10 protein-coding genes are annotated in these 13,677 nt (G+C 63.6%); 4 read left to right on the top strand and 6 right to left on the bottom strand.

Translation table 11 applies throughout. The features are described from left to right. Positions 1 to 233: 233 nt before the first annotated feature. On the top strand, positions 234 to 2,225 hold the full coding sequence (locus tag AC3CCE_RS15950) for a long-chain fatty acid--CoA ligase (protein ID WP_352623971.1): 1,992 nt from the start codon (positions 234 to 236) through the stop codon (positions 2,223 to 2,225). Between the two features lie 28 nt (positions 2,226 to 2,253). Next, a complete protein-coding gene (locus AC3CCE_RS15945; RefSeq protein WP_352510989.1) occupies positions 2,254 to 2,961 on the top strand; it encodes a class I SAM-dependent methyltransferase in 708 nt (235 codons plus the stop codon). Positions 2,962 to 3,045: 84 nt separating this feature from the next. On the opposite strand, the gene AC3CCE_RS15940 is transcribed toward AC3CCE_RS15945, so the two are convergent. The 3 genes from AC3CCE_RS15940 to pgi form a co-directional block, all read right to left on the bottom strand. Further along, positions 3,046 to 3,267, bottom strand: a complete 222-nt coding sequence (locus tag AC3CCE_RS15940; protein ID WP_155922478.1) for a hypothetical protein — start codon at positions 3,265 to 3,267, stop codon at positions 3,046 to 3,048. 69 nt (positions 3,268 to 3,336) lie between these two features. Continuing rightward, positions 3,337 to 4,068, bottom strand: a complete 732-nt coding sequence (locus tag AC3CCE_RS15935) for an HAD family hydrolase (RefSeq protein WP_023688783.1) — start codon at positions 4,066 to 4,068, stop codon at positions 3,337 to 3,339. Beyond that, positions 4,065 to 5,708 carry a glucose-6-phosphate isomerase gene (pgi, locus tag AC3CCE_RS15930; protein ID WP_023688784.1) on the bottom strand — a complete coding sequence of 548 codons (1,644 nt, stop codon included), beginning with the start codon at positions 5,706 to 5,708 and terminating at the stop codon, positions 4,065 to 4,067. The genes AC3CCE_RS15935 and pgi overlap by 4 nt, the downstream gene beginning before the upstream one ends. A gap of 427 nt (positions 5,709 to 6,135) precedes the next feature. Between pgi and pdxR the strand changes: the two genes are divergently transcribed. Next, entirely contained in the window at positions 6,136 to 7,629 is a 1,494-nt protein-coding gene (gene pdxR / locus AC3CCE_RS15925; RefSeq protein ID WP_023669484.1) for a MocR-like pyridoxine biosynthesis transcription factor PdxR, read from the top strand. A 206-nt stretch (positions 7,630 to 7,835) separates the two neighbouring features. Then, positions 7,836 to 9,455, top strand: coding sequence for a trimethylamine methyltransferase family protein (locus tag AC3CCE_RS15920; protein ID WP_023745244.1), 1,620 nt, complete (start codon positions 7,836 to 7,838; stop codon positions 9,453 to 9,455). Positions 9,456 to 9,472: 17 nt separating this feature from the next. Here the strand turns inward: AC3CCE_RS15920 and AC3CCE_RS15915 are convergent, their stop codons facing one another. From AC3CCE_RS15915 to AC3CCE_RS15905, 3 genes are all read right to left on the bottom strand, one after another. Then, the gene (locus tag AC3CCE_RS15915; protein ID WP_023692622.1) at positions 9,473 to 9,871 is read right to left on the bottom strand and encodes a hypothetical protein; all 399 of its coding nucleotides are present in this window, start codon (positions 9,869 to 9,871) and stop codon (positions 9,473 to 9,475) included. A gap of 74 nt (positions 9,872 to 9,945) precedes the next feature. After that, entirely contained in the window at positions 9,946 to 11,427 is a 1,482-nt protein-coding gene (locus AC3CCE_RS15910) for a flavin monoamine oxidase family protein (protein ID WP_023823786.1), read from the bottom strand. Between the two features lie 332 nt (positions 11,428 to 11,759). Further along, the gene (locus AC3CCE_RS15905; protein ID WP_352510992.1) at positions 11,760 to 13,565 is read right to left on the bottom strand and encodes an IlvD/Edd family dehydratase; all 1,806 of its coding nucleotides are present in this window, start codon (positions 13,563 to 13,565) and stop codon (positions 11,760 to 11,762) included. Between the last annotated feature and the right edge of the window lie 112 nt (positions 13,566 to 13,677).

Here is a 13,677-nt window from a genome sequence, read left to right as displayed (position 1 = left end):
CACCGAGATGACAGGACGGCATTGCCTGAGCTGGCATCGCGGGAAGGATTTCGACGGCAAACCTTTGCCGTCCTGCCGCTGGGGCAAGACTTGCACGGCCGCCGATAGTCGCAATAGATAGATGACACGCTGGATTTTCCGGGAATCCGCGACATCGCTGCAGCGGAGGACGCCTCACCACATCGAGGCGGCGCAGCAGGAGCAGGCAACAGAACGACCCAGGGAGGCTAGAGGTGGCGAAAGCAACAAAGACAACGGCCCCGGCGAAAGCAAAAGCGGCGAAAGCTTCAAAACCGGCCGCCGCTGCCGCCAAGTCGAAAGCGCCACCGGCCAAAGCCACTCCCGCCGTCAAGCCAACGGCAACCTCGACGCAGGCGAAGGCAAGCGCCAAGCCGGCGGCGAAACCTGCGGTCAACCGCGCTGGGAAGACAGCACCCGCTGCAAAGCCCGCCCAGCCGCCAGCCGCCAAGACAGCCGCGGCGAAGCCCGCCTCGAAGCCGTCGACGGGCGTGGCCAAAAAACTGCCGAATACGCTGACGGCGCTTGCCGCGGGGTTGCCGGAAAAGCCATGGCTAAAAAGCTATTCGAAAGTCGTGCCGGCGGAGATCGGCGCCCTGCCCTACAGTTCGATCGGCGACTTCCTCGTCGGCGCCTGCAAGCAGTTTTCCGGCCAGCCGGCATACGTCTGCATGGGCAAGTCGATCTCCTATGCCGAACTCGAGCGGCAATCGGCCGCCTTCGGCGCCTATTTGCAATCGAAGGGCCTGCAGAAGGGCGCACGCGTGGCGCTGATGATGCCGAATGTGCTGCAATATCCGGTGGCGATGATGGCCTTGCTTCGCGCCGGCTATGTCGTGGTGAACATCAATCCGCTCTACACGCCGCGCGAGCTCGAACATCAGCTCAAGGATTCCGGCGCGCAGGCGATCGTCATTCTGGAGAATTTCGCCAGCACCCTGGACGCGGTGATTGCCAGGACGGCGGTCAAGCATGTGGTGGTCGCGGCGATGGGCGACATGCTCGGCGCCCTCAAGGGCACGATCGTCAACCTCGTCGTGCGCCGGGTGAAGAAGATGGTGCCGGCCTGGTCGCTGCCCGGCCATGTCAAGTTCAATGCGGCGGTGAAAGCCGGCGCCGGCATCGCCTTCAAACCGGCCAAGATGGAAGCCAGCGACGTCGCCTTCCTGCAATATACCGGCGGAACCACGGGGATTTCCAAGGGTGCTGTGCTGCTGCACTCCAATGTGCTGTCCAATGTCGCGCAGAACACGCTGTGGCTGCAGGACGCCTATGCGATCAAGCCGAAACCGGCGCATCTCAACTTCATCTGCGCACTGCCGCTCTACCATATCTTCGCGCTGACGGTGAACGCGCTGATGGGCATGCAGCAGGGCGCCCAGAACGTGCTCGTTCCCAACCCGCGCGACATTCCCGGCTTCGTCAAGGAGCTGCAGAAATACCCGATGCACATTTTCCCCGGCCTCAACACGCTGTTCAACGCGCTGCTCAACAACGAGGATTTCCGCAAGCTCGACTTCAAGCCGCTGATCATGACGCTGGGTGGCGGCATGGCGGTGCAGAAGGGGGTTGCCGAGCGCTGGAAGGCGCTGACCGGCAATTCGATCACCGAGGGCTACGGGCTATCGGAGACCTCGCCCGTGGCCACCGCCAACAAGTTCAGCGACAGCAATTTCACCGGCACGATCGGCCTGCCGCTGCCGTCGACCGAGATCGTCATCCGCGACGATGACGGCAACAACCTGCCGCTCGGCGAAGTCGGCGAGATCTGCATCCGCGGGCCGCAAGTCATGGCCGGTTACTGGAACCGGCCGGACGAGACCGCCAAGGTGATGACCAAGGACGGCTTCTTCAAATCCGGCGACATGGGCTTCATGGACGAGCGCGGCTACACCAAGATCGTCGATCGCAAGAAGGACATGATCCTGGTCTCCGGCTTCAACGTCTATCCCAACGAACTCGAGGAAGTCGTCGCCCAGCATCCGGGCGTGCTCGAAGTGGCGGCGGTCGGCGTGCCGGACGAGCATTCGGGCGAAGTGCCGAAGCTGTTCGTGGTCAAGAAGGACCCGGCGCTGACCGTCGAGGCGCTGACCGCCTACTGCCGCGAGAACCTGACCGGCTACAAGCGGCCGAAATACATCGAGTTCAGGACCGAGCTGCCGAAGACGCCGGTGGGCAAGATTTTGCGCCGGGCGCTGCGGGAATAATTTGAACGGCGAGCCTGGCGACGGCGGGATGGCGGACGATAGTCGGCGTCCCGATGCAGTAGTGTTCATCAAGGCGAACCTGCGGCTTGCGCCCGTTCCCGCCCTTCGTGAAATCCAGCTCTATACGGCTCATTCCGGCAGCGGCCTGAGGCGGCTTGTCGAGTGGCGAGCTCATGGACCGGAAGACGGCAGCCAGACCGAGGAGCACGAAGCTGAGCCGCAGCCGCCCTACTGGGCCTATGCCTGGGCCGGCGGCGCCGTGCTGGCGCGCTATATACTCGACCATCCGCAAATCGTGGCCGGTCACCGCGTGCTCGACCTCGGCGCCGGCTCGGGCCTCGTCGGCATCGCCGCCGCCAAGGCCGGCGCCAGCGCGGTGATCGCGGCGGAGATCGATCGCAACGGCGTCGCCGCGATCGGCCTCAACGCGTTGGCCAACGGCGTCGAGATCACCATTGTCGACCAGGATATCACGACGGGCCCGCCGCCAGCGGTCGACCTCGTGCTTGCCGGCGACGTGTTCTACGGCCGCGAGGTTGCTCTGCGGATGATCCCGTTCCTCGACCGCTGCCTGGCAGCCGGCATCGAGGTGCTGGTCGGCGATCCCCGCCGCGCCGATCTGCCGCTGTCGCGGCTACGATTGCTCGCCGAATATCAGGTGCCGGATTTCGGCGACGCAAAGGGTGATGTGACCAAGCCGAGCGGTGTGTTTTGGTTCGAGCCGGAAGATTGCTAGCGCGACGCGGCAAAGCCCAGTCGCTCTGAATGGCCGGATTCTACTCATTGTGGACAAACCTCAAGGGGCAGAAAATAGATTGGATTAGCCGTTGATAGGAGAAGTCGAATGGCGTGGATTAAAGTTGTTCAACGTATCGGCTTCATAGTTTGCCCAAAGTGCGAAAATCGCGGCTTCGAGCTTCAGCCTGGCGAAGACATCGATAACGCAAGCGCCAAGATCAGGTGCGGCAGATGCGGGTACGTTTGCTCTGCTGATGAGTAGCCCACTATGTCCGAAAACAAACCAGAAGCTCCATAGTTTCATGGCTGCTTCCCCCAACTCGGCCATTGGCGGGGAAATCCCGAGCCGAATTGAGTTTGCCCCAGGCCCCCGTCAGACCGTCTCCTTGACCCGCGCCGACAGAAAGTCCGGCAAGTCGGCAACCGAATCCAGAACGACATCGGCGATCGACGCCAGCGATTCCCGCGTGCCGGTGCCGGAGAGCACGCCGACCGCCAGGCCGCAGCCGCCGGCACGCGCCATCTCCAGGTCGTGGCGGTTGTCGCCGACCATGGCGATCTCGGACGCCTTCAACCCGGTCAGGTCGCAAAAGGCGACGATCGTGTCCGGCGCCGGTTTCGGATTGGCGACCGCGTCATAGCCATAGGCGGCGGTGAACAGCTGCGCGACGCCGAGCGTGACCATGGTCTTTTCGGCACCGGCAGTCGAATCATTGGTGGCGACGCCGAGCCGGTAGGATCGCTTGTGCAGAGCCGTCAGCGCCGCGACGATGCCGGGCAAGGCCACCGCCATCGATGAGCCTTGCACCGAGGTGATCTCGTTGAAACGGGCGACGGCCAGCATCTGGTCCTCGTCGGACAGGCGCGGGAACCATAGTTCGACGACATCCATGTTGGTGCCCGAGGCGAAGATGGAATCCGGCTTGAAACGCTTGGCGACAAAATCGAAGCCCGCCGCTGAAAGCAGCCTGTCGGCTTTCCAGCGATCGCCCTCGGCAGCATCCATGGCCATGAAATCGGCGATGCCGAGCCAGGTCGCGTTGAAATCGACAAGCGTGCCGTCCTTGTCGAACAATATGCCCTTGATGTCGGCCGGATTTTTCATTGCGCCCCCCGCAGTTGCTGGATGCGCGCCACCAGCCCGGCCGTCGATGCGTCGCGCTTGGCGGCGCTCTCCTTGCCTTCCACGACTGGCAACAGGCCGGTCGCCAGCTCCTTGCCGAGCTCGACGCCCCATTGGTCGAAGGAATTGATGTTGAACAGAGTGCCTTCGACGAAGACGCGGTGCTCGTAAAGCGCGATCAGCCGGCCGAAGGTGCGCGGGTCGAGCTTGCGGTAGAGGATCGTCACCGAGGGGCGGTTGCCGGAGAAGACGCGGTGCGGGGCTATTCTGTCGACATCGGCCGGCTTCATGCCCTTGGCCAGCATCTGCGCGCGAGCCTCGTCCAGCGTGCGGCCCTTCATCAACGCTTCCGATTGGGCCAGGCAATTGGCAAGCAGTAGATCGTGCTGGTGCTTCAGATCCGGCTCATGGCCGACGGCAGCGGCAAGGAACTCGACCGGGATGGAATCGGTGCCCTGGTGCAGCAGCTGGAAGAAGGCGTGCTGGCCATTGGTGCCGGGCTCGCCCCAGACCAGCGGTCCGGTCGGCGTCGTCACCGGCGTGCCGTCGAGGGTGACGCCCTTGCCGTTCGATTCCATGTCGAGCTGCTGCAGATAGGCCGGCAGCCTGGAAAGGCGCTGGTCATAAGGGATGACCGCACGCGCCGGATAACCGCAGATCACGCGATGCCACCAGCCGACCAGCCCCAGCAGCGCCGGCAGGTTCTTCTGCAGGGGTGCGGTGCGGAAGTGCTCGTCCATCTCATGCGCGCCATCGAGGAAGGCGCGGAAGTTGCGCGGGCCGATGGCGATCATCACCGGCAGGCCGATGGCGCCCCACAGCGAATAGCGGCCGCCGACCCAGTCCCAGAAGCCGAACACGCGATCCGCTTCGATGCCGAACTTGGAAACCAGGTCGAGCGCGGTCGAGACGGCGGCGAAATGCTTGCCGACAGCTTCCTTGCCGAGCGCCTTCTGCACCCATTCGCGCGCCGTCTCGGCATTGGTCATCGTCTCGACCGTGGTGAAGGTCTTCGAGGCGATGATGAACAGGGTGGTTTCGGCCGACAGGCCCTTCAGCGTGTCGTGGATATGGGCGCCGTCGATGTTGGAGACGTAGTGCGCGCGCGGGCCGTCGTGATAGGGCGCCAGCGCCAGCGTCGCCATGGCCGGGCCGAGATCGGAGCCGCCAATGCCGATGTTGACAATGTCGGTGATTTTCTTGCCGGTGGCGCCGGCGGCCTTGCCGGAGCGAATGGCGTCGGCGAAAGCGCCCATGGCGTCGAGCACGGACAGCACATCCGCCTTGACGTCCTGGCCATCGACGGTGACGCCCTTGCCCGAGAGGTTGCGCAGCGCCGTGTGCAGCACGGCGCGGTCTTCGGTGATGTTGATTTTCTTGCCGGAAAACATTGCGGCGCGGCGACCTTCGAGATCGGCGGCGGCGGCGAGCTTCTCGAGCAGTTCCATCGTGCCCTGGTCGACCGCGCATTTCGACCAGTCGAGCAAAAGGTCGCCGTCGCTGGCCGAGAACGTCTCGAAGCGCTTGGGGTCGGCGGCAAAAGCCTCGCGCATCGTACCCGATGCCGCCGCGCGCGCAGCACGCAAGGCGACAAGCTGTTTGTCGAAGGAGGAATGATCCACTTTCGGCTCCTGATCGTTTTTCACGACATCTTATCAGACCGGATGTTTCCGGCGCGTGTCGTCGCGCTGATCTTATTGAGCCGAATTCCGCATGTTTCAATGCGTGGGGATGACGCAGTGCAGCATAGTGCGATGTGATGGAGCTATGACGCTGCGCGCCGCGCTGGATGATTTGATGGGAGTAGCGACGACGCTGCGCGTCGCGCTGGGGATAATGAGGCGCGACGACGCTTCGCATCGCGCGGGCGTCCGCGCTGCGGGATGACGCAAGCGTCACCCGGGGATGCGACGACGCTGCGCGTCGCGCATAGATCACTGGCATAAATCCCAGCGATCAGAAAAATTGATTGGCGCAACCCCTTGTGCCACGGTTACCTTCCGCTGGTCCAGCCAAGCAAAAAAGACTGGCCATCGAGGAACACCTTCCATGCCACAGCGTAACGACACGGCCATATGGTCCGGCCTGTTCCGGATTTCGGCGGAATCGGGCCAGACCCTGCAGGCGCAGATCCGTCAGGCGATCGTCGCCGCCATTCTCGACCGGCAGATCGCCGCTTCGATGCCGCTTCCGTCCTGCCGCATCCTGGCTGAAAAACTCGGCGTCGCGCGCGGCACTGTGGTGCTGGCGTTCCAGCAATTGGTCGACCAAGGTTTCCTGGTGGCGCGCGAACGGCGCGGCCATTTCGTCAATCCGGATGTGCTGGCCACCCCCGCCAAGCCGCACCAGAAGGCGCCCGACCAGCAGAACGAGATCGACTGGAAGGCACGCCGGCAGATCGCCGCCAGCGACATGCCGCCACCGGCCAAGCACGACAACTGGATCAAGTCCTCCTACCCCTTCGTCTACGGCCAGTTCGACCCGGCGCTGTTCCCGACAGCCGAATGGCGTGAGTGCAACCGCATGGCGCTGGCCGTGCTCGAAATCCGCAACTGGGCCTCCGACATGGTCGATCGTGACGATCCGCTCTTGATCGAGCAGATCCAGGCGCGGCTGTTGCCGCGGCGCGGCATCTTCGCCAATCCGGACGAGATCATCGTCACGCTGGGCGCCCAGAACGCGCTCTATATGCTGGCGACACTGCTGATGACAAAGGGCTCCAAGGTCGCGATGGAAGACCCGGGATACCCCGACGCGCGCTCGATCTTCCGCTTGGCAGGCGCCGAAATCCAGCCGGTTCCGGTCGATCAGTCCGGCATCGTCACCTCGTCCATTCCCAACGATTCCGGCTTTGTCTTCGTCACCCCCAGCCACCACTGCCCGACCATGGTGCCGCTGTCGGCGGAGCGGCGGCAGGACCTTCTGGCGCGCGCCAACCGCCACAACCAGATCATCATCGAGGACGGCTATGACAGCCAGCTTCTCGACGAGGCGCCGCAGCAGGCGCTGAAGAGCCTCGATCGCTCGGGTCGCGTCGTCTATGTCGGCTCGATGTCGAAGACGCTGGCTCCGGGCCTGCGGCTTGGCTACATCGTCGCTTCGGCTGGACTAATCTCCGAGCTCAGGGCGCTGCGTCGCTTCATGCTCAGGCACCCGCCGGCCAACAACCAGCGCGCGGTCGCGCTGTTCCTGTCGCTCGGCCATCACGAAGCCCTGGTGCGGCGGCTGTCGTCGGCCTTCGACGAGCGGCGCAAGCGTCTGGTCCATGCGATTTCCGCATTCCTGCCGGAATGGCGCTCGACCGATTCGGCCGGCGGCACATCGCTCTGGCTGGAAGGCCCGCGCGGCACCGATTCACGTGGACTGGCCGAGGCCGCGGCCTCGCGCAGCGTCATCATCGAGCCGGGCGATCGCTTCTTCGATCGCACCGAAAAGCCGTCGCGTTTCATGCGCTTGGGCATTTCCTCGATCGCACTGCAGCACATCGAGCCGGGTATTCGCGAGCTCGCGACCGCAGCCGGACGCAGGCCCGCTGCAGCCTGATTTGCCTGTGCCGGGGCTTTGAACAGCCCGGCCCTTGGCATGATCACCAACATTCTGCATTAGCTCTCTGGCATACTCGGCTGCGTTGACTGGCCCATAGGCTGGGCCAATGGCAACGGCATAGTCGGCTGACAGAGGGACGAAGCAGGCCGACGGTGGACCAATCACCGCGTCGTGTTTCGCAAGCTAAAGGTGGAGTGCCCCCCATGTCAGTGGCTGTTGAGCAGCAGGATGCGGCTCTTAAGGATGCGGCTCCTAAAGATACATCAGCCGACCAGCGTTCGCGACGATCCGGCGGGCGCGAAGCGCGCCGCGCCATGCGGGCAGCACCTTTGGCCGACGACATCAGGCCGGTACGTGCCGGGCTTGAAGGCGGCAGTTACGGCCCGCTCAACCGGAACGACCAGGAGCGCATCCATGAAGCGGTGCTGACGCTGCTGGAGACCGTCGGCTTCGCCAATGCCATTCCCTCCTGCGTCGAGGCGCTGACCGGGGTCGGCGCCGTTTACGGCGATGACGGCCGCGTCCGTTTCCCACGCGGGCTTGTGATGGACACGATCAGACGAGCTGCGCGAAATTTTACGCTGCACGGCCAGGACCCCAGGCATGACATGCTGATCCAGGGCAAGCGCGTGCATTACGGCACGGCGGGTGCGGCGGTGCATCTGGTCGATGTCGAAAAGCGCGAATACCGCGAGTCGCTGGTGCAGGACATTTATGATGCCGCTCGCCTCGTCGAAGGGCTCGACAACATCCATTTCTTCCAGCGGCCGATGGTGCCGCGCGACATTCCCGATCCGCTCGAAATGGACTTCAACACGCTCTACGCCTGCGTGATGGGCACGTCGAAGCATGTCGGCACCTCGTTCACGGTGCGCGAGAACGTGCAGCCGGCGCTGGAAATGCTTTATGCGATCGCCGGCGGCGAGGAGAACTTTCGCGCCCGGCCGTTCGTGTCAAACTCCAATTGCTTCGTCGTGCCGCCGATGAAGTTTGCCGAGGACGCCTGCGGCGTGCTCGAAGCCTGTGTCGACGGCGGCATCCCGATCCTGCTTCTATCGGCCGGCCAGGCCGGCGCCACCGCTCCCGCGGCGATTGCCGGCGCTGTGGTGCAAGCGGTGGCCGAAGTGCTGGTCGGCCTCATCTACGTCAACGCCATCAAGCCCGGGCATCCGGCGATCTTCGGCACCTGGCCGTTCGTCTCCGACCTGAGGACCGGCGCCATGTCGGGCGGCTCGGCCGAGCAGGCAGTACTGACTTCGGCCTGCGCGCAGATGGCGCAGTTCTACGACCTGCCGGGCGGCTCGGCCGCCGGCATGACGGATTCGAAACTGCCCGACATCCAGTCCGGCTATGAAAAGGGGATCACCGACGTGATGGCCGGTCTTGCCGGCCTCAATCTGGTCTATGAATCGGCGGGCATGCACGCCTCGCTGCTCGGCTTTTGCCTGGAGAGCCTGATCATAGACAATGACATGCTGGGCCACTGCCTGCGCTGCGTGCGGGGCATCGAAGTGACCGACGAAGCGCTGTCGATCGACACCATCACCGAAGTCTGCATGAATGGCCCAGGCCACTATCTCGGCAACGAGCAGACGCTGCGCCTGATGCAGACCGAGTATTTTTATCCGGCCGTCGGCGACCGCTTTTCGCCCAAGGAATGGAACGAGAAGGGCCGGCCCGACATCTTGCAGCGGGCGATCATCGAAAAGAAGCGCGTGCTTGCCGAGCGCTTCCCGCGCCATGTGCCGAAGCTGCTAGACGACAAATTGCGCGCCCGCTTCGGCGAGATGATCAAGCTGCCACGCAGCGGCATGGGCGGGTAAGCTTCACCTTACGAAGGTCAGTCCGCACTTAGCCCAAAGCGCTCGACGACTTCGGCGCTGATCAGCTTGCCATGCAGCGCCATCAGCACGATCTGGGCATCCAGGCTGTCGCCGGTTTCAAGCGCTGCCTCGATGCGGCGCTCAGCGTCCAGCCGCCGCTCCGGCCCATTGGCCTGCTCAAAGGTTTGTGGGCCTGCGATGCAATAACCAAACAGCTGCGCCACGGACCGATAAGCCTCTGGCGGGGGCTCGTCCGGCCAGTGATCCTTCATCAGATTGACGATGGTGAGCTTTACTCCCTCTGGCACCAGTGCCGGGTGAAGGTCGGCGCCGCGCAGCGCGTTGTCCAGTTCCCGCAAGTCACCCGAGCGGCCGAACATGCCGAGGAAACCGAGGGAAGAGCGCCGTTTAGTCACGTTGATACTTTCCGTCCGATAGCCGACCACTCATATGGGAATGTAGGATCGTTTTTCATCGCCTTTCCGGAGTCTCAGGCAAACCAGGCGTCGAGCCCGAATTCCCGCTGCAACAGGTCTTCCGCACTTTCCAGCGCGCCCTCGATCCAGCCGTGATTGTTGGACCACGCTTCGCCACAGACATGAATGCCCGGAGCGAGCGTATGGCTCGCCAGTTTTATACCGGAGATATCTATGCCACGGTCCCAGACATGCGACGCGCCGCCATAGGCCGGCGCACCCCAATCCTGCGCAAACCCGCCGATGGGTTTCGAGATGGCGCCGTGTTTGCCATGGACTTCGACCATCTGGCCGTGAAAGGCCTCCAGCGCGGAATGTCCCTCGGCCAAAACCGCAAAGCCGTGGCGCCGAGCGAGCTCAGGCAGCAGTGAGCGCCAGAATACCATGTGCTTGCCATCGCAATAGGCCATGGCGACGCTCCGACGAATCGTCGCGTCGCGAGCGTCCGCTTTTGTGAACTGCCATATCTGGCGAGCCGGCAGATCGGTCACGCTGTGGCCGGCCGCGATGCCGTTTCGAGCCCACCACGGGCTGGCATAGCAGGCGGCCAGCGTGAGCATCGGCCAGGGTTCCGGTGCCGGCAGATCGCTGGGCTGCTCGATGCCGGACTTTTCCAGCAGGGTCCGCAGGGGGCGGACCGGTAACGCCAGCACGACCTTGCGCGCCTCGACCGTCCCGCCCTGCCCCTCGACAGACAAGACCATCCCTTGCGCCGAGCGGGCGATGGCGGTCACGGTGTGATCGAGATGGACGGCGCCGCCGCTGACAGCGATCCGCCCGGCCATTCGCTCCGCAACCGGCTGGAACCCGCCATCGGGGGAACAATAGGAGCGGCCGCCGCTCAGCTCGCCGAGCGCAAGCCTGAACGTCTCGGCGGCGTTGGGTCCACGCAGGAGCAACGAATAGCCCACCGCGTCCTCGGCAAAAGCCATTTCCTCCGGGGTCAAGACCGTCGCCAGCACATCCCAAGTCGCCCAATCCGCCAGCTTGCGGCCGCCATAAACGAAGCCTGCGGCGCCGTTCCATTCGGCGCTGCCGAAGGCCTCCGAACCCGGCAGGATCAGTGCTGCCGCCTTTCGCAGCAGGCGGGACGGGCCTTTTTCCTGCAGCCGACGCGTCACGTCATAGGCAAACAGGCGGCGCGGCGCAAAGCGCGATATAGCGGCGTAGGGCAGGCTCCTACCGCGCAGATGGAGCCGGTTGGCGCCGGTGACGACGTCCATACCCGACAGCTTTACATCCAGCGTCGCCATGAGTTTTTTGAGTAGCCGATGTTGCGGCATCAGCATCATCGCGCCGAGATCGATGCCGAAGTTCGGCTCTCCGGGAAATGAGACCGTGGAGGCCCGACCGCCGACGCGACCGGCGGATTCGAAAACAGCGATCCTTGCGGGCTTTTCACTTTGGGACAAGCGCCACGCCAGGAAGAGACCGGCCATGCCCGCGCCGACAATAGCAATGTCGACCGGGGCAATGTCGATCGGGCTAGGCGGCAAGGATACGCCCGTGGCGGAAAACCATCATCATGGACGACTCTCTGGACCCCTCTTGATTTCGTGTCAAAAAACCCGAAACTGACGAGGACTGCAATGTCATACTGACAGGTGGGATCAGTTGGCGTGCGAGCAGTGATCTAAAACGGGCAACGGGTCCTATGAAGAAACAGTATCACACACCAGTCATCCGCAAGGCAGGACGACTCTCCGGCATCACAGCCATCGCCGCTTCGTCCGGCCCGCCTCCACCCTGAGGCCGCCATCCAAACAAGCTTACGCCAAGGCTTTCATGCCGGCCCGATCAGGCCGGCATTTTCATATCAAGCGGGTGCTTAGTGATTGTCCCTCGGCACGCCGCTGGTGTGCGCGACGTCCTGGTATTTCACCGCCGGCTTCAGCACCATGCCCTCCGAGAACTGGTCGACCATGGAGCGCTGGATCTCCTGCCATGGCGTCTGATGCTTGGGATAATGATAGCCGCCATCGTCCTGCAGTTCGGCACGGCGCCGCGTGATTTCCTCGTCGGAGACGAGGATGTTGGCAGTGCCTTTGCGTAAGTCGATGCGCACACGGTCGCCGGTCTTGAGCAGCGCCAGGCCGCCGCCAATGGCGGCCTCCGGCGAAGCGTTGAGGATAGACGGCGAGCCGGATGTGCCCGACTGGCGGCCATCGCCGATGCAGGCCAGCGCGTGAATGCCCTTCTTGATGAGATAAGCGGGCGGCTGCATGTTGACGACCTCGGCGCCGCCGGGATAGCCGATTGGGCCGGCGCCGCGCATGAATAGGATGGTGTGCTCGTCGATGCCTTGCGCCGGATCGTCGATGCGGGCGTGGTAGTCCTCCGGCCCGTCAAAGACCATGGCGTTGCCTTCGAAGGCTTCCGGGTCGTTCGGGTTGGAGAGATAGCGTTCGCGGAATTCCGGCGAGATGCCGCTCATCTTCATGATGGCGGAATCGAACAGATTGCCGCTGAGATTGATGAAGCCGGCATTGGCCTTCAGCGGCTCGGCAACGGTGCGGATGACGTCGGTGTTCTCGTTGGCGACACCCTTGCAATTGTCACCGATAGTCTTGCCATTGACGGTCATCGCTTCGGGATAAGGCAGCAGCTTGGCCTTCATCAACTCGGCCACCACAGCCGGCACGCCGCCGGCATGGTGATAGTCTTCGCCGAGATATTCGCCCGATGGCTGCAGATTGACGATGAGCGGCACATGGAGGCCGACCGTCTGCCAGTCGTCATTGGTGAGCGGCACGCCGAGATGGCGGGCAATCGCGTTGAGGTGGATCGGCGCATTGGTCGAGCCGCCAATCGCCGAATTGACGACAATGGCGTTCTCGAAGGCCTTGCGCGTCATGATGTCGGACGGCTTCAGATCCTCATGCACCATCTCGACGATGCGCTTGCCCGTCTCATAGGAGATCTGGCCGCGCTCGCGATAGGGCGCCGGGATGGCAGCCGAACCCGGCAATTGCATGCCGAGCGCCTCTGCCAGCGAGTTCATCGTGGTGGCGGTGCCCATGGTGTTGCAATAGCCGGTCGACGGCGCCGATGAGGCGACGATGTCCATGAACTCGTCATAGTCAATCTCGCCGGCGGAGAGCCGCTGGCGCGATTCCCAGACGATGGTGCCGGATCCCGTGCGCTTGCCTTTGTGCCAGCCATTGAGCATCGGTCCGACCGAAAGTGCTATGGCCGGAATATTGACGGTGGCCGCCGCCATCAGCAGCGCCGGCGTGGTTTTGTCGCAGCCGATGGTCAGTACGACGCCGTCGAGCGGATAGCCGTAAAGCACTTCGACCAGGCCGAGATAGGCAAGGTTGCGGTCGAGTGCCGCGGTCGGGCGCTTGCCGGTCTCCTGGATCGGATGGCACGGGAATTCGAAGGGGATGCCGCCCATCGAGACGATGCCTTCGCGCACGCGCTTGGCGAGCTCGATATGATGGCGGTTGCATGGCGACAGATCCGAGCCGGTCTGGGCGATGCCGATCAGCGGCTTGCCCGACATCAGCTCGGCCCGCGTCAGGCCGTAGTTCAGGTAGCGCTCGAGGTAGAGCGCGGTCATGCCTGGATTGTCGGGATTGTCGAACCACTCCTGCGAGCGAAACTTCTTCTTTCCGGTGGGGGCGCCTGCCATCATGGTCTCCGTATTTGTAAGACAAATCGATATGGCAACGCGCGGAAGCAGGCAAGAGGGCGCACCGTCGCAACCGGACTTTGGTGCGATAGACACAGACCAGACCGTGCGT

The sequence above is a fragment of the Mesorhizobium sp. P160187 genome (assembly GCF_057766425.1).
The sequence above is the reverse complement of the archived record's forward strand: the minus strand, read 5'-3'. Positions and strand labels throughout refer to the sequence as shown.